Annotated in this window: 12 protein-coding genes, 2 tRNA genes and 1 riboswitch; of the genes, 6 read left to right on the forward strand and 8 right to left on the reverse strand. The window is 67.4% G+C overall.

Annotation, left to right across the window (positions count from 1 at the left end):
* Nucleotides 1–44: 44 nt before the first annotated feature.
* The 4 genes from ACXC9Q_RS34440 to ACXC9Q_RS34455 form a co-directional block, all read right to left on the reverse strand.
* On the reverse strand, nt 45–1097 hold the full coding sequence (locus ACXC9Q_RS34440) for a ribonucleotide-diphosphate reductase subunit beta (protein WP_457060831.1): 1053 nt from the start codon (nt 1095–1097) through the stop codon (nt 45–47).
* Nucleotides 1094–5041: a ribonucleoside-diphosphate reductase subunit alpha gene (locus ACXC9Q_RS34445; protein WP_457060832.1), complete on the reverse strand. Its 3948-nt coding sequence runs from the start codon at nt 5039–5041 to the stop codon at nt 1094–1096. The genes ACXC9Q_RS34440 and ACXC9Q_RS34445 overlap by 4 nt, the downstream gene beginning before the upstream one ends.
* Before the next feature lie 133 nt (nt 5042–5174).
* Nucleotides 5175–5330: riboswitch (cobalamin riboswitch) on the reverse strand.
* A 59-nt stretch (nt 5331–5389) separates the two neighbouring features.
* The gene (locus tag ACXC9Q_RS34450) at nt 5390–5971 is read right to left on the reverse strand and encodes a DinB family protein (RefSeq protein ID WP_457060833.1); all 582 of its coding nucleotides are present in this window, start codon (nt 5969–5971) and stop codon (nt 5390–5392) included.
* Nucleotides 5972–6059: 88 nt separating this feature from the next.
* On the reverse strand, nt 6060–7346 hold the full coding sequence (locus ACXC9Q_RS34455) for a Fic family protein (RefSeq protein WP_457060834.1): 1287 nt from the start codon (nt 7344–7346) through the stop codon (nt 6060–6062).
* Nucleotides 7347–7515: 169 nt separating this feature from the next.
* On the opposite strand from ACXC9Q_RS34455, the gene ACXC9Q_RS34460 reads away from it, so the two are divergent.
* Nucleotides 7516–8310 carry a class I SAM-dependent methyltransferase gene (locus tag ACXC9Q_RS34460; protein ID WP_457060835.1) on the forward strand — a complete coding sequence of 265 codons (795 nt, stop codon included), beginning with the start codon at nt 7516–7518 and terminating at the stop codon, nt 8308–8310.
* Nucleotides 8311–8320: 10 nt separating this feature from the next.
* Here the strand turns inward: ACXC9Q_RS34460 and ACXC9Q_RS34465 are convergent, their stop codons facing one another.
* From ACXC9Q_RS34465 to ACXC9Q_RS34475, 3 genes are read right to left on the reverse strand one after another with little or no spacing between them, the layout of a single operon-like run.
* On the reverse strand, nt 8321–8515 hold the full coding sequence (locus tag ACXC9Q_RS34465; protein ID WP_328519347.1) for a hypothetical protein: 195 nt from the start codon (nt 8513–8515) through the stop codon (nt 8321–8323).
* A 10-nt stretch (nt 8516–8525) separates the two neighbouring features.
* Nucleotides 8526–9377, reverse strand: coding sequence for a 3-methyladenine DNA glycosylase (locus tag ACXC9Q_RS34470; RefSeq protein WP_457060836.1), 852 nt, complete (start codon nt 9375–9377; stop codon nt 8526–8528).
* Complete coding sequence (locus tag ACXC9Q_RS34475) at nt 9374–9856, reverse strand: GNAT family N-acetyltransferase (RefSeq protein ID WP_457060837.1); 483 nt, start codon at nt 9854–9856, stop codon at nt 9374–9376. Before ACXC9Q_RS34475 ends, ACXC9Q_RS34470 begins: the two co-directional genes overlap by 4 nt.
* A 41-nt stretch (nt 9857–9897) precedes the next feature.
* Between ACXC9Q_RS34475 and ACXC9Q_RS34480 the strand changes: the two genes are divergently transcribed.
* From ACXC9Q_RS34480 to ACXC9Q_RS34500, 5 genes are all read left to right on the forward strand, one after another.
* Nucleotides 9898–10686, forward strand: a complete 789-nt coding sequence (locus tag ACXC9Q_RS34480; protein ID WP_328519350.1) for a fumarylacetoacetate hydrolase family protein — start codon at nt 9898–9900, stop codon at nt 10684–10686.
* The gene (gene gltX, locus ACXC9Q_RS34485) at nt 10679–12196 is read left to right on the forward strand and encodes a glutamate--tRNA ligase (protein WP_457060838.1); all 1518 of its coding nucleotides are present in this window, start codon (nt 10679–10681) and stop codon (nt 12194–12196) included. The genes ACXC9Q_RS34480 and gltX overlap by 8 nt, the downstream gene beginning before the upstream one ends.
* Nucleotides 12196–13122: a CPBP family intramembrane glutamic endopeptidase gene (locus ACXC9Q_RS34490; protein WP_457060839.1), complete on the forward strand. Its 927-nt coding sequence runs from the start codon at nt 12196–12198 to the stop codon at nt 13120–13122. The genes gltX and ACXC9Q_RS34490 overlap by 1 nt, the downstream gene beginning before the upstream one ends.
* Nucleotides 13123–13240: 118 nt before the next feature.
* A tRNA-Gln gene (locus ACXC9Q_RS34495) sits at nt 13241–13312 on the forward strand.
* 78 nt (nt 13313–13390) lie between these two features.
* Nucleotides 13391–13466 (forward strand) — tRNA-Glu (locus ACXC9Q_RS34500).
* 53 nt (nt 13467–13519) lie between these two features.
* Here ACXC9Q_RS34500 and ACXC9Q_RS34505 read toward each other — a convergent pair.
* The gene (locus ACXC9Q_RS34505) at nt 13520–16063 is read right to left on the reverse strand and encodes an ABC transporter permease (RefSeq protein WP_457060840.1); all 2544 of its coding nucleotides are present in this window, start codon (nt 16061–16063) and stop codon (nt 13520–13522) included.
* Between the last annotated feature and the right edge of the window lie 2 nt (nt 16064–16065).

Consider the following 16065-nt stretch of genomic DNA (forward strand, 5'->3'; position numbering starts at 1 on the left):
GCGCCCCGCCAGTGCAAGTCCTGGCGGGGCGCTCGCCGGCTACCTCAATCCCAGCTCAGGCCGCTCGATGACTGGTACTCGATGACGCGGGTCTCGAAGAAGTTCTTCTCCTTCTTCAGGTCCATGACCTCCGACATCCACCCGAACGGGTTGCGGGTCTCGCCGAAGATCGGGGCGAGACCGATCTGCTCGGCGCGGCGGTCGGTGATGAAGTGCATGTACTGCTCGCACAGCTCGGCGGTGAGGCCGAGCATGCCGTTCGGCATCGTGGCCCGCCCGTAGGCGACCTCCAACTCGCACGCCTCGGTCAGCATCTGCCGGACCTCGGCCTGGAACGCCTCGGTCCACAGGTGCGGGTTCTCCTGCTTGATCTGGTTGATGCAGTCGATGCCGAAGTTCAGGTGGATCGACTCGTCCCGCAGGATGTACTGGTACTGCTCGGCGATGCCGACCATCTTGTTCCGCCGGCCCAGCGACAGGATCTGCGCGAACCCGGTGTAGAACCACATCCCCTCGAACACCACGTAGAACGCGATCAGATCGCGCAGGAACGCGGTGTCGGTCGCCGGCGTCCCGGTGCGGAAGTCCGGGTCCTCCAGGTGCTGGGTGTACTTCAGCGCCCAGGCGTCCTTGTCCGAGATCGATGGCACCTCGCGGTACATGTTGAACAACTCGCCCTCGTCCAGGCCGAGCGACGTACAGATGTACTGGAAGGTGTGCGTGTGCACGGCCTCCTCGAACGCCTGGCGGAGCAGGTACTGCCGGCATTCGGGATTGGTCAGCTGCCGGTAGACGGCGAGCACGATGTTGTTCGCGACCAGGGACTCCGCGGTGGCGAAGAAGCCGAGGTTGCGCTTGAGCATCAGCCGCTCGTCGTCGGTCAGCCCGTCCGGTGCCCCTGGTTGACGCCGCCACAGCGAGATGTCGGCCTGCATCGCCACCTCGGTCGGCATCCAGTGGTTGTTGCATGCGGCAAGGTATTTGTCCCAGGCCCACTGGTACTTCAACGGCAGCAACTGGTTGACGTCGGCCCGCGCGTTGATCATCGCCTTGTCGGCGACCTCGACCCGGGCAGCTCCGACCGAAATGGCGCTCACTGGCAGGCCTCGCAGTCCGGGTCGTCGATGGAGCAGACAGCTCCCGTAGGTTCAGGAAGTGCAACCGGTACGGCGTTCAGCCGGCCGTCCGTGCCCTTCAGCGTGGACTTCTCCACATGGGTCGCTGACTGGGAACGTAGGTAATAAGTCGTCTTGAGTCCATATCGCCAGGCCGACCGGTACAGCTCGTCCAGCGCCCGGCCGGACGGCGCGGCCATGTAGAGGTTCAGCGACTGCGCCTGGTCGATCCACTTCTGCCGCCGCGACGCCGACTTCACCAGCCACATCGGGTCGATCTCGAAGGCGGTCGCGTACAGCTCGCGCAGATCGGCCGGCACCCGCTCGATCCCGGCCAGGACGCCGTCGTGGTACTTCAGGTCCGACACCATCACCTGATCCCACAGCCCGCGCGCCTTCAGGTCGGCGACGAGGTACGGGTTCGCGACGGTGAACTCACCGGACATGTTCGACTTCACGAACAGGTTGCTGTACGCCGGCTCGATCGACTGGCTCACGCCGCAGATGTTGGAGATCGTCGCGGTCGGCGCGATCGCCATCACGTTCGAGTTCCGCATGCCGTCGCGCAGCACCTTTTGCCGGAGCGCGTCCCAGTCCAGTTGCTTGCTCTCATCAACGATCACGTCGCCGTCGCGAGCCGTCCGGAGCAACTCCAGCGAGTCGATCGGCAGCACACCCTGGCTCCACAGCGAACCGTCGTACGTCGAGTAGCGGCCACGCTCGGCGGCGAGGTCGCTGGACGCCTCGATCGCGTGGTAGCTGATCTGCTCCATCGCGCTGTCCGCGAACTCGACCGCGGCGTCGGAGGAGTACGGGATCCGCAGCGCGAACAGCGCGTCCGCGAAGCCCATCAGGCCGAGGCCGACCGGGCGGTGGCGCTGGTTCGCACGCTCGGACTCGGGGGTGGTGTAGAAGTTCACGTCGATGACGTTGTCGAGCATCCGGACCGCCGTCTTCACGGTGTCGCGGAGCAGATCGGCGTCGAGACCGTCGGCGGTCAGGTGCGCGACCAGATTGACCGAGCCGAGGTTGCAGACCGCGGTCTCCTCGACCGTCGTGTTGAGGGTGATCTCGGTGCACAGGTTCGACGAGTGGACCACGCCGTCGTGCTGCTGCGGCGAGCGCAGGTTGCAAGCGTCCTTGAAGGTGATCCACGGGTGCCCGGTCTCGAACAGCACGGTCAGCATCCGGCGCCACAGATCGACGGCCTTTACCCGCTTGAACACCCGGATCTCACCACGGTCCGCCGCCGCTTCGTAGCCGGTGTACGCCTCGGCGAACGCTGCGCCGTACAAATCGTGCAGGTCGGGGACCTCGTTCGGCGAGAACAGCGTCCAGTCGCCACCCGCCTCGACGCGCTGGAGGAACAGGTCCGGCACCCAGTTGGCCGTGTTCATGTCATGAGTACGACGCCGCTCGTCGCCGGTGTTCTTGCGGAGGTCGAGGAACTCCTCGACGTCGATGTGCCAGGTCTCCAGGTATGCACAGACCGCGCCCTTGCGCTTGCCACCGTTGTGGGCCAACCCGGCGACAGTCATGTAAGACTCGTCGATCTCGACCTCGAGGTCATGTACGACGGGAACCATCGAGGTTGCGCGGACCTCGCGCACGCGGGAGAACACCATGCCTTGGTGTGCGATCCAGTTGAACTTCCGTATGGGTGTGACGCCCACGAGTTCGGCGATTCCCGGCACGGCGGGAATGCGGAGATCAAACGTGTCCACCGGCTTCGAGAAGGTGATCTCGGATCCGTCAGAGCGACGACCTACGTGATGCCCCTCCCGGACGCGGTGCTGCCCGGCGGCGGGGATTCCGAGCCGGAGCAATTGGTAGCGCAGGCCGGCGGCGAGCTTTCGTGAAGTGGTCGTGAAGTAGATCTCCTTGCCACGAGATACGCTGCCGTCCGTTTCCAGCAGGCCCTGGATCAGCGCATGTGTTTGGGCAGGTGGCAGATGCGACAGCCGACGTGCGATGTGTTTCCGGTGTAGCTGGTCGTACAGGTCCTCGCCATCAAATGGCAGCGTAGGCTCGCCGCTGCCGACGATGCGTCCCGTCAGCCTGTCTCTTCTGGGGCCGCGTCCTGCCGCCCAGTGGATCTGCACGTAGGTATCACCGCGACTGGTCTCCCAGAAATGGATTTCGCGAGCTTTGAGGTACTCGCGCACGAACGACAAGTGTGTGTCGCGCTGCGGATTCCCTGACACACCCCACTGGCTGCCGTTCTTCGACATGTGGCCGTCACCGAGGAGGATGCCATACAGGCGCGCATCGTCCTCTGTCAGACCGTGAACCGGAATGACGTCCGTCGGGATGACCTGCCCGATGTAGTCACCCCTGCTGAGCATGCCGGCCTCGACCCAGGCTGCTGTGACCTTCTCCTTCGCGAGCCACTCGAGCGTGCGCTCATTGCCCTGCTCCATCGGTATGCCTTGAATCGCGTAGAGCGGATGGCCGGTGGTGACAGTGAGTGGCTCGATCGAGTGCTTGACATCGACCTCCACCATCGGGCCGTCCTGGTCGTACGTGAAAGTCTTCGTGACCTCGCGATAGCGACCGCTCGCAGCGAGCACGAGATCGCCCACCTCGATGTCGCGGATCGCGGTTGGGCCGTCTGCAGCGTAAACGAGGGTGTCCGGCGCAAAGCACTGGTTGACCGCGACGGCGGTGTCGTTGGCGATCTTCAGGAACGGTACGACGCCCTGCGACTCACCGTTGGTGCCGCGGATCTTGGCGCCGATCCCGCGGACCGGCGTCCAGTCGTTGCCGAGGCCGCCGGAGTACTTGGCGAGCAGGGCGTTGTTCCGGATGCCGTGGAAGATGCCGGCCAGGTCGTCGTCGACCGTGGTCAGGAAGCACGACGACAGCTGCGGCCGGGTGGTGCCGGAGTTGAACAGCGTCGGCGTGGAGGACATGAACCGGAACGAGCTGAGCAGTTCGTAGAACTGGATCGCGCGCGCCTCCCGGTCGTCCTCGCGCAGCGCCATCCCCATCGCGACCCGGAGGAAGAACGCCTGCGGCAGCTCGAACCGGACCTTGTCGATGTGCAGCAGATACCGGTCGTACAGCGTCTGGAGAGCGAGGAAGGTGAAGTCGAGATCGCGCTCGGGACGGATCGCGGCGGCGAGCCGGTCGAGGTCGAAGGTGGCCAGCTCGGGATCGAGGTGACCGGCGTCGATACCGACCTGGACGTAGCGCGGGAAGTAGTCCGCGTAGGCCGCGGTCATGTCGGCCTGGCTGGCCTGCCGTGGCTCACCGTGCACGCGGCCGAGGGCCTCGCGGCGGATCTGGTCCAGCAGCAGGCGGGACGCGGCGAAGCTGTACTGCGGCTCGGTCTCGACGTAGGACCGGGCGGCCATCACCAGCGCGAGCTCGACCTCGTGCTGAGCGATGCCGTCGTAGCAGGAGCCGAGAGTCTCGTCGAGGATCAGCTCGGGATCGACCGAGTCGAGCCCGTCGGCCGCTTCCGCGACGATCACCCGCAGCCGGTCGATGTCCAATGGCGCGGTGCTGCCGTCGGCGGCGCGCACCGAGAGCGCGGGCCGCTCGGCGATCCCGGCCGGGTCGGATGGTGTCCTGGCCTTGGTCCGCTCTTCGCGGTACAACACATAGGCCCGGGCGACCTGGTGCTCACCGGCGCGCATCAGCGCCAGCTCGACCTGGTCCTGGATGTCTTCGACCTGGACGCTGCGGCGAGTGTCGCCGCGGCTGGTCAAGGCGCCCACGACCCGGCCGGTCAGGTCGGCCACCAGGTCGCGGACCCGGTGGGTCGCGCCGGCGTCGGCGCCCTCGACCGCGAGGAACGCCTTGCTCATGGCAACAGAGATCTTGGTCGGATCGAACGCGGTGCTGCTGCCGTCACGGCGGACGACGGTCAGCTGGATCGGCTGGTCGGTCGTCACCGCGGAGGATGACGAAGCAATAGTCACAGGTGTGCTCTCCACAAGAGTTCGGAGGACCGTTACCGCACGGATGGGCGCATGACGAGACAGGCAGCTCCGGCCGGGAACGCTGCCGCCACGCCCTGCGACCCACCCGCGAGGTCTCGGACCGCACGCACCGGCGGTGCGCGCGCCGGTGGCAGGTATCCGGACTCGCGGACAGTCTCCGCTCACCGTTGCGGGGCAGCTCCGGATTCGCACCGGATTCCCCTGTTGCCTCGGCGTGGCCCACATCTTGTGCTGCCAACCACTCCGAACCACCAGCAGTAGTGATGCTAGGTGGATTGCACTAGATCTTGTGGTAGCGCCACGCCGCGTGTCGCACATGTTGTGGTTTCAGGCTGCGACCGCATAGAGATCCTGGAGCGTCATGATCTCCGAGCCGTGGTGGATGAGCTCGCGGTTGAGCCGGAGCGCGACGTGACCGAACGGCTCACCGGCGTCCAGTTCGGTCGCCTGGCTCAGGCCGACCGTCATCACCTGCTCCTCGTCCAGCGCGGCGATCGAGTCCTGCCAGGCGTCCACCCAGTGCGTCAGCCAGGCGACCGCGTCCCGGGCGTTGCCGTGCAGTGTGATGTCGGCGCGGCCCTGTTGGCTCTCGCCGAAGGTCCACTCCCAGCGCTCGAAGAATGTCTCGGTCAAGTGGGCGATCAGCCAGGCGATCGTCCGTGGCCCGCGATGATCCGGCTCGTCCGGCCACTGCGCCACCCACTCCCCGGATCCGAGGGACCGGAATCCACCGAGGTAGTGCCGTCGTACGACGGTCAGGGCCTCACTGCTCGGACGCCAGAAGTACTGCTCGTCGGTCAGTTGGGCGAGCCGGCCGGACAGCACCATCCAGCTGAAGCCGAGCTGGCCTCGCACCATCGCCATCGCCGATGGTCGGTGCAGGATCTCCCAGTCGAACGGCTCCGGCATCACGATTCATCCCGCTCCCCGTCAGGCGCCTCGATTTGAGACGCGATCGAACATGTGTTCGAATTGTGTCCCGACGGAGAGGAGAAAGTCAATGCGGACGGTGTGTTGGTTCTGGCCTCGACGGCACTGGTCTGCTAGGCGGTTCGATCCGGGTATCGGCCGCCGGGCTGGCGAAGCGCCGCTCGAGCAACGTGAACGCGTCGATCAGTTCGGGCGCCTCGTAGACGCGGTTCCGGCGGCCGTCGGTGAGCTCGCGCAGGACGCGCGTCTCGACCAGGCGCGCGAGTCCTTGGTTGGCGGCCTGTTGAGACCGGTCGATGAGCCGCGCGGCCGCGGCAAGCGTGAGGACCGGGGCCGCGGGCAAGGCGTCGATCAACAGATCGGTCGCGGAGCCTGCGCGGACCGGCGCGGCCCGTTCGCGCCAGGCGGTCTTCAGGTCGGTCGCCGTCTGTTCGAACCGCGCGGCCTCCGCGGTGGCGTGACTGCATGCCATCGCGAACATCTGCAGCCAGGGATTCGCCGCCGACCGAGCCTTGATCGTGGTCGCCCGTCCGACATACCGGAAGGCTGTCAGCGCATCGATGTACTGCGTCGCATGCGTGGCGAGCGACAACGACACCGGCGGCACGGTCCGGGTGATGAGGCCGTCGGCCCGCAGGATCAGGTGGATCAGCGCGCGCCCGGTCCGTCCGTTGCCGTCGGCAAAGGGATGGATCGTCTCGAACTGTGCGTGCGCGATCGCGGTCTTGGCGAGCACCGGCAGCCGGGACTCCCGGACGAAGGCCATCAGATCCGCGAGCAGGTCGGGGAGCAGGTGCGCCGGCGGCGGGACGTAGTACGCCTCGGCGGGGGAGCGGCCGCCGATCCAGTTCTGCAGATAGCGGACCTCCCCGCCGAACTCCGGCGTCGGAGACTGGGCCATCAGTCGACGGTGCGCCTCGAGCAGGTGGTCGACCTCGAGCTTGTCGCCGGCCTGGACGGACTCGGTCACCCAGGTCATCGCGTCGACAGCGCCCAGCACTTCCTCGGCGGTGACGTCGCCGGGTCCACTGGTCGGCCGATCACGGAGTACGTCGGCCTTGAGCAGGCGGCGCGCACCGACAACGAGCCCCTCGATCTGCGACGACCCGACGGCCTCGGCCCGGAGCAGCAGTCGCGCCAGCGCTTCGCTGTTCGTCAGGACGGCGGCGGTCGCGTCCAGCCGGGCGAGATCGCCGGCCGCATCCTCCAGCGCGGCGAGCACGTCGTCGCTCAGGTCGAACTCACGCCCGACCAGCGGATCCGGGAAGTACAACTCGTACGACCCACCCAACCGCTCCGCCCGGGTGAACCCGTCCGGGTGCCCAGGCCACCGATGCAACTCGACCCGTGCCATACCTCTTATTCAACCTTATCCACAAACCTTGAACAAGAGTCCACAGCCTGTGGATGGTGAACAGGTGAGCATGAGTGCCGAGGTGTGGACCCATCTGTGGGCAGACTGGTCCGTGGCCGAACGGAGACGGACGGAGGCGCCGGTGACCTTGGACGCGCAGACTCGGCAGATGGTGGCCGCCAATGAGGCCGACTGGGACGCGCGGGCGACGCTGCACGCGGCGAGCCGGTTCTACAGTCAGCCCGCGGAGTATTGGTTCGCCGACTACGAGTGGGCAGATCTGGGCCCACTGGACGGACGCGATGTCCTCCATCTCCAATGTCACCTCGGCACCGAGACGATCGCGTTCGCGCGGCGTGGCGCGAGGGTCACCGGGCTGGATCTCTCCAGGAAGTCCCTCGAGGAAGCGCGCCAGATCGCGGCCGACGCCGAGCAGGACGTCGAGTATGTGCATGCCAACGTGTACGACGCGGTCGACGCGCTGCGGGGTCGTCAGTTCGATGTCGTCTACACAGGCAAGGGCGCGCTCTGCTATCTCCCGGACCTGCAGCAGTGGGCCGAGGTCGTTCGCGACCTGCTGAAACCTGGCGGCACTCTGTACATCGTCGAGTTCCACCCGCTGCTCAACGCACTTCGCGAGGTCTCCCTGCCCGGCGAGTCCGACGACCTCACCCTCCGCGCCGACTACCTCGAAGGCCGCGGCCCGATCGCCCACAACTCCACCGTCACCTACACCGGCGACGAGGTCCCCGGCCGGCACCGCAGCTACGAATGGCGCCACGGCCTCGGCGAAATCGTCACGACCCTCGCCACCACAGGCTTCCACCTGACCGCCTTGCGCGAGTCCGAAGTCCTTCCCTGGCCGCGCTGGCCGAGCATGCAGCAGACGCCCGAAGGCTGGTGGCGCCTGCCGGACGCGGCTCCCCGGATTCCCTTGCTCTTCGCCCTCAAGGCGACCCGATGACCGCCGACGGTCAGCGTTTCTGTGGGCCTCGGAAGGCGACGTAGATGAGGGAGGCGCCCGCGGCGGCGACGAGAGGGCCGACGATGGCCCAGAAGGAGCTGCCGGTCATCGAGCTGCCTTTGAGATAACCGAGGCCTTGGAGGGTCCAGACGGCGCCGATGGCGAGCAGCAATGCGCCGAGTGCGATGGCGACGATCTTTCCCATGAGGCCGAGGTTAGCCGAGGAGGTTGTCGCAGAGGGCCACGAGTTGCTCGCGCAGCGGGCGGGAGCGTTGCGCGAACGTGCGTTGGGCGGCCGCGTACTCCGCCTTGCCTGCGGGAGTTTCGATCGCAACAGCCGGATAGCCGAGACCCGAGAGGTCGTACGGCGAGGCGCGCATGTCGAGGGTGCGGATGTCGCGGGCCAACTCGAAGCAGTCCAGGACCAGAGCACTGGGAGTAAAGGGCATGAGTTTCGAAGCCCATTTGTAGAGGTCCATGTTGGCGTGCAGGCAGCCGCCTTGTTCCAGCGTGGGCTGGGATTCGCGGGTCGGTTGCAGGACGTTCAGCGGACGGGCGGGCGACGTGAAGAAACGGAACGCGTCGAAGTGCGAGCAGGCGATCTTGTGAGACTCGACGACCTGATCGGTGCCGGCCGTGCCCAGTCGCAGCGGCCACTTCTCATGGCGCACGGCGGAAGTCCGATAGACCATCGCCCATTCGTGCAGCCCGAAGCACCCGAACTGTGGCTGGCGATCCAGCGTCGCGGCGAGCAACCGGCGGATCCAACGGATGCTGTCCGCGCGACGCGAGACCTCCGCCGGATCCAGGGTCGCGGCACCGTCGTCGTACGTGTAGCCGCGGCGTCCGTCGTACTCAGAGGCCTCGAGCAGACGGATGCCTGGCCCGGGGTGCCAGATGCGTAGCTGGTTCGGGCGGGTGGGGTAGTAGGTGAAGAGGAAGTCCTCGACCGGGTGCGGTTCGCGGCGACTCCGGCGCTCGAGGTGATCGGCCAGCAACGCGTCGACGCGTTGCTTGTGGCCCGTCGCGTACGACGTCCACTCGCCCGGAGTCAGCGTGACAGTCACAGGTCCAGGGCGAACGCGTACAGGTCGACACCCGCGATCGGGGACCAGTCGCGCGACCGGAGCCGAACGAAGCCGAGACGTTCGTAGATGCGGTGAGCGGTGGTCATGTAGTCCGCACTGCTCATGACCAGGCGGGCCAGGCCCAGCTCCCGGGTGCGCTCGATGCAGCGCTGGGTCAGAGCGGTCCCGATGCCGAGCCCGCGGGCCCGGCCCGCGACGCCGAGCATCCGGAACTCGCCCTCGTCGTCCAGCCCGATCTCCCGGTAGACAGAGCCACGCGGACAGTAGGTCACAGTGCCGAGCAGACCGGTGGCGTCCGCCGCGACCCACAGCTCCGCCTTGGCGGCCCGGTCAGCGGCCGCACGCAGCGTCCTCGCGTAGTCGCCCCGGACGAAACCGTCGTGTGTGTACGCCTCCACGGTCAGTTCTCCGGCCGCGTCGTACTCGGCCGGAAGGGCCAGGCGGATATCAACAGTCACCGGATAACTGTCTCATTCCACTGCGACGGTAGGCTCGGGCCGTGCGTATCGCCAGATTCTCCGTCGACGACGAACCGAAGTACGGCGTCGTCGAGACCGACGACCCCGAAGGCCTCGTCGGCACCGTCGCCGTGCTCGACTCGGACCCGCTCTACCGGCCGGTCCAGTTCACCGGGGAGAAGCTGCAACTGGCCGACGTCCGGCTGCTCGCCCCGGTGATCCCGCGCAGCAAGGTGGTCTGCGTCGGCCGCAACTACGCCGCGCACGCGGAGGAGCTCGGCAACGAGGTCCCCAAGGAGCCGATGATCTTCCTCAAGCCGAACACGAGTGTGATCGGCCCCCGGGACGGCATCGTCTATCCGGAGCAGACCAACAACCTGCACTTCGAGGGCGAGCTGGCGATCGTGATCGGCCGGATCTGCCGCGACCTGCCCAAGGAGCGGGTCAACGAGGTGATCTTCGGCTACACGGTGGCCAACGACGTCACCGCGCGGGATCTGCAGAAGACCGACGGGCAGTGGGCCCGGGCCAAGGGGTTCGACACGTTCTGCCCGCTCGGCCCGTGGATCACCACCGAGCTCGACGTGTCCGACGTACGCGTCACGACGGAGCTGAACGGCGAGCCGAAGCAGGACGGGCGGACCTCGCAGTTCATCTTCGACATCCCGGAGGTGCTGGCCTACATCACCTCCTTCACCACGCTGCTGCCCGGCGACGTGGTCCTCACCGGCACCCCGGCGGGAGTCGGCCCGATGCTGCCCGGCGACGAGGTCGCGGTCAGCATCGAAGGAATCGGAACTCTGACGAACAAGGTGATCGTGCGTGACTGAGCGGCCAGACGACGACGTCCTCGGCGGCCTCGAACCCAACCAGGTCCGGGTGCGGTTCCCACCGTCCCCGACCGGCCTGCTGACGGTCGGCAACATCCGCAGCGCGCTGTTCAACTGGGCCTTCGCCCGGCACTACGGCGGCAAGCTGGTGCTCCGGATCGAGGACACCGACACCGCGCGCAACACCGAAGAGGGCTACCAGTACACCTACGACTCGCTGCGCTGGCTCGGCCTGACCTGGGACGAGGGCCCCGAGGTCGGCGGCGACTTCGGCCCGTACCTGCAGTCCGAGCGGATGGACGTATACGCCGATGTCGTCGCGAAACTCCTCGCGGCCGGCAAGGCGTACCACTGCTACTGCTCGCAGGAGGAGCTCGACCAGCGCCGCGAGGCCGCCCGCACCGCCGGCCAGCACAGCGGGTACGACGGCCACTGCCGCACGCTGACCGAGGAACAGGTCAAGGCGTACGTCGACGAGGGCCGCCGGCCCGTGGTCCGGCTGCGGATGCCCGACCGGCCGATCGTGTTCGACGACCTGGTCCGCGGCGAGATCACCTTCCTGCCGGAGAACCTGGGCGACTACGTCCTGGTCCGGGCGAACGGTTACCCGCTCTACCCGCTGGTGAACCCGGTCGACGACGCGCTGATGGGGATCACCCACGTGCTCCGTGGCGAGGACCTGCTGCCGTCGACGCCCCGGCAGATCGCGCTGTACGAGGCGCTTGCCGACATCGGCATCGGCAGCGGCCGGACCCCCCGGTTCGGGCACCTGCCGTTCGTGATGGGCGAAGGCAACAAGCGGCTGTCGAAGCGCGACAAGGGCTCCGGCCTCGGTGAGTACATGGAGCGCGGCTTCCTGCCAGAGGGCCTGCTCAACTACCTGGCCCTGCTCGGCTGGTCGATCGCCGACGACCGTGACGTCTTCACCATGGACGAGATGATCAAGGCGTTCGACATCCGCAAGGTGAACTCGAACGCGGCCCGGTTCGATCCGAAGAAGTGCGAGGCGATCAACGCCGCGCACATGCGGATGCTGCCGGCGGACGAGTTCGGGTCCCGGATGATCCCGTTCCTGGCCGCGGACGGCCTGCTCCCGGCCGAGCCGTCGGACGAGCAGCTCGCCGTCCTGCGGGCCGCCGTACCGCTGGTGCAGGAGCGGATGAACACGCTGTCCGAGTCGGTCGACATGCTCGGGTTCCTGTTCGTCGACGAGGACGCGTTCACGGTCGACCCCGACGCCGCGGCCAAGGTACTGACCGGCGACGCGGGCACCGTACTGGAGGCGTCGGCGAAGGCGCTGGCCGATGTCGAGTGGACGACCGAGGCGATCGAGGCGGCCCTGCGGGCATCGCTCATCGACGGGCTCGGGCTGAAGCCGAAGAACGCGTTCGGCCCGGTCCGGGTGGCGATCTCCGGGCGCCGGATCTCGCCGCCGTTGTTCGAGTCGCTGGAACTGCTGGGCCGGGAGAAGTCACTGCACCGGCTCGAGCGGGCCCGCCGTACGGCGTGATGACGGCCATGGAGCGGGCCGACGCAGGGACGCCGTACCAGCGCCTGCTGCGGAACCCGGACGCCCCGCGCGGATTCGTCGTGATCGGGGCCTTCACGATCCTGGTCGCCTGGATGATCGTCAGCCTGATCATCCTGGGCGTCCAACAGAGCATCCGGAAGGATCCCGACGGCACGGTCTCGTGGTTCGGGCTGCTGGCGACGAACCTGTCGCTGATCGTCCTGATTCCGCTGAGCATGCTGGTCGCGCGGAAGTTGAACCGGCAGACCCCGGGGCTGTTGTCCTCGGTGGTCGGCCGGCTGCGCTGGCGGGCGCTGGCGTGGTTCGCGGTGATCGCCGTGGCGCTCGAGCTGGTGATGCTCGCGGTCATCCAGATCGGTGGCATCGAGCTCGCCGGTGGTGAACGCCATGGCGGTGGCGCGGCGCCGGATGCGGTCGCGGTGATCGCGGTCACACTGCTGTCCTCGACGTTCCAGGCGGCGGGGGAGGAGTACTTCTTCCGCGGCTACCTGCTGCAGGCGGTCGGGGCGCTGGTGCGGAGTTCGCTGGTGGCGATCCTCGTCACGACCCTGGTGTTCACGATGGCGCACGGGGTCTGGCCGTGGCAGAGTCCGGCGCTGTTCCTGGACCGGTTCGCGTTCGGGCTGGTCGCGGCGCTGCTCGTCGTACGCACGGGTGGACTCGAGGCATCGATCGCGGCACACGCGGCGAACAACGTGGTGACGTTCGTGTTCGCGGCGCTGACGAACAGCGTGGGTGCGAGCCTGGGCGTGCAGGACGCGCCATGGGGGCTGGTGACGCTTGATGTGGTGAAGTTCGTGGCGTTCGGCGCGGTCGCGTTGTGGGTGGCCCGGCGGATGGAGCTGGCGACTCTGTGCGAGCTGCCGCTGACCGTGGCGCCGACCGACCGCACGAGGCTGGTGTGACGGGAGTGACAACCTGCCGGAGGGGGGCTCGTTTTGGTGTCCGGGCTCTTGCTCGGGTACTCTCTTCGAGCCAGGTTGTGAGGGCGGAGACGGTCTCACAACGGCAGTGAAATGCCTTTGGGGTATGGGGTAATTGGCAGCCCGTCTGATTCTGGTTCAGTTAGTCTAGGTTCGAGTCCTAGTACCCCAGCGGATTGGACCGCACCGATGGAAATCGGTAGAGTTCAACCTCGTTGCCCGGCCCGGAAGGGCCGGACGACAACCCTCTGGCCCCGTTGTGTAGCGGCCTAGCACGCCGCCCTCTCAAGGCGGTAGCGCGGGTTCGAATCCCGTCGGGGCTACCAGAGAAAACGCAAGGCCCCGGACCTCATGGTCCGGGGCCTTCGTCTGTGTGCGCTCAGTCCGCCACCACCGCCTTCAGGACATCGACCTTGGCGGCCGACCTGGCCGGTCCGACGGCCGCCAGGACCCCGGCGACCGCGGCCAGCACCACATACAGCGCTACCTGCAGGCCGGGGATCGAGATGGCCTTGATGCCCTCGTCCGCGAGTGCCTGCGACAGTGCGAGCCCCAAGCCGATGCCGAGGGCGGCTCCGGCCAGCGCACCGATCAGGGAGATCACCACGGACTCCCAGCGCACCATCGCCCGGACCTGGGCCCGCGTCATGCCGACCGCCCGGAGCAGGCCCAGCTCACGGGTCCGCTCGAAGACCGACAACACCAGGGTGTTGACGATGCCCAGCAGGGCGATCAGGACCGCCAGCATCAACATCACGGTGACGAACGAGAGCAGCTGGTCGATGAAACCGCTGGCCTCCTTCTCGAATCCCTTGCGATCGAGAACCTTCGCGTCGGGGTGGGCGGCCAGCGCCGCGGTGATGGCCTGCTGGACCGTCGACCGGTCGGCGCCGGGTGCGAGCGTGACCAAGCCGGACGTGATCAGCTGCGGACCGGCAGCGGCGGTCTGAGCAGCGATGCTGATGACGAAGTCGTCGCTGATCCAGCCCTTGCTGTCGTAGATACCGACGACCTTCATCGTGTGCTTGCCGGTCGCGGCGAACTCGGTCCCGATAGTGTCGCCGACCTTCCACCCGTGGGTGGTCGCGGCGGACTGCGCCACGACGATCCCGCTGGTGCCGAGGTTCGACACCGAGCCGGCCGACAACCGCAGGTTCAGCCCGGCGGTCGCGGTCGCGGGGTCGACCGAGGAGTAGCTCGAATCCACGCCGTCGAACCGGGCTTGCCCCCAGCCGCTGGCGGAGACCTTGTCGACCCCGGACACGCCCTGGACCACCTTGATCGCCTCGGGGCTGTAGCCCGGACCCTGTTTGCTCGACGGAGTGATGAACAGGGCGGCGTTGGTCGAGTCCCCGATGATGTCGGTGAACGACGCCTTCAGCGACGAGGCGAACACACCCATGCTGACGACCAGGGTCAGGCCGACCATCAGGGCGGCGGCCGTGGACGACGTACGGCGTGGGTTGCGCATCGCGTTCTGCCGGGCCAGCTCGCCGGGCATGCCACGCAGCCGCAGCGGGACGCCGATCAGCGCCGCGAGCGGACGGGTGGCAGCCGGCAGCAGCATGAGGACGCCGACGATGATCGCCAGCAGGCTGGGGCCGAACAGCTTCATGCTCAGGTCGGTGTACAAGGTCAGGAACAGTCCGGTCAGGCCGACCGCAGTCACGACGGCGCCGCTGATGATGCGCTTCTTCGTCGGGTTGCCGGAGCCTGGTACCGCTTCACGCAGCGCCTCGACCGGCAGCACCTTCGTCGCCCGGTAGGCCGGGACGAGGGCCGCCACGACCGTGACCACGGTGCCGACCAGCAGAGACACCACGATGGTGCGCGGTTCCACCTGCATCGACGTACTGGGCAGGCTGAAGCCGACCAGGTCCATCAGCAGGTTGAGGCCCTTGGCGACGAGCAGGCCGAGACCGATACCGACGGCCGACGCGAGGATGCCGAGCAGCAGCGCCTCGAGCACCAGGCTCCGGTTCACCTGGCGCCGGGTGGCGCCGATGGCCCGCAGCAGGGCGATCTCGCGGGATCGCTGGGTGATCGTCATGGTGAACGTGTTCCAGATGATGAACGAGCCCACGAACAAGGCGATCCCGGCGAAGATCATGAACAGCACGGTGACGAACTTCAGGTCCTTGTTCACCGCGTCCGTGGATTCCTTCACCACGGTCGCACCGGTCACTGCCTCGGCGCCGTCGGGCAGCACCTTGGTGATCCGTTGCACCAGGTCGGCGGGTGCCACTCCGGGGTCGGCGCTGACGTTGATCGAGTCGAAGAGACCGGGCGCTCCCAGCACCCTCTGCGCGGTGGCGGAGTCGAAGTAGGCCCCCGTCGTACCGCCGAGGTTCTTCTCGCCGCCGAACCCGACGGTGCCGACGACGGTGAACTTCTCGGCCGGACCGTTGAACAGCACCTTGATCGTGGAGCCGAGCGCGATGTGGTGCTCCTCGGCGCTGGTGGCGTCGATCGCCACCTGATGCGCACCCGAAGGTGCGGTGCCGGTGAGGATCTTGACGTCACCGCGCAGCGCGGGATCGGCCGGCAGGCTGTAGCCCATGGTGGGAGCTCCACCGCTGGTCAGCACGGCCCGGCCACCGTTGTCGGTCAGCAGCGCGTAGCCGGTGACCGAGCCCTCGGCGGTACGGACCCCGTCGGCCTTGCTGACCTGGGCGAGGACAGCGGCGGGGATGGGACCCCGGCTGGTGCTGATGCCTTCGGACTGGCTGTAGGCGGCCTCGGCGCGAACGACCGCGTCGGTGCCGCCGGAGACCTTGCCGAACAGCTGGTTGAACGCCAGGTGCATGGTGTCGGTCAGGACGAGGGTGCCGGCCAGGAAGGCGACCCCGAGCGCGATCGAGGCCACGGTCAGGACGAGGCGCACCTTGTGCGCGAGCATGCCGCGCAGCGTTGCGGTGAACATGG

It is taken from the genome of Kribbella sp. CWNU-51 (assembly GCF_054073265.1).

Bases quoted from the DNA above. Each gene is read 5' to 3' on its own strand.
- ACXC9Q_RS34450 (WP_457060833.1), bottom strand. From the start codon at position 5,971: ATGCCGGAGCCGTTCGACTGGGAGATCCTGCACCGACCATCGGCGATG.
- ACXC9Q_RS34455 (WP_457060834.1), bottom strand. From the start codon at position 7,346: ATGGCACGGGTCGAGTTGCATCGGTGGCCTGGGCACCCGGACGGGTTC.
- ACXC9Q_RS34460 (WP_457060835.1), top strand. From the start codon at position 7,516: ATGGTGGCCGCCAATGAGGCCGACTGGGACGCGCGGGCGACGCTGCAC.
- ACXC9Q_RS34465 (WP_328519347.1), bottom strand. From the start codon at position 8,515: ATGGGAAAGATCGTCGCCATCGCACTCGGCGCATTGCTGCTCGCCATC.
- ACXC9Q_RS34490 (WP_457060839.1), top strand. From the start codon at position 12,196: ATGACGGCCATGGAGCGGGCCGACGCAGGGACGCCGTACCAGCGCCTG.
- ACXC9Q_RS34505 (WP_457060840.1), bottom strand. From the start codon at position 16,063: ATGTTCACCGCAACGCTGCGCGGCATGCTCGCGCACAAGGTGCGCCTC.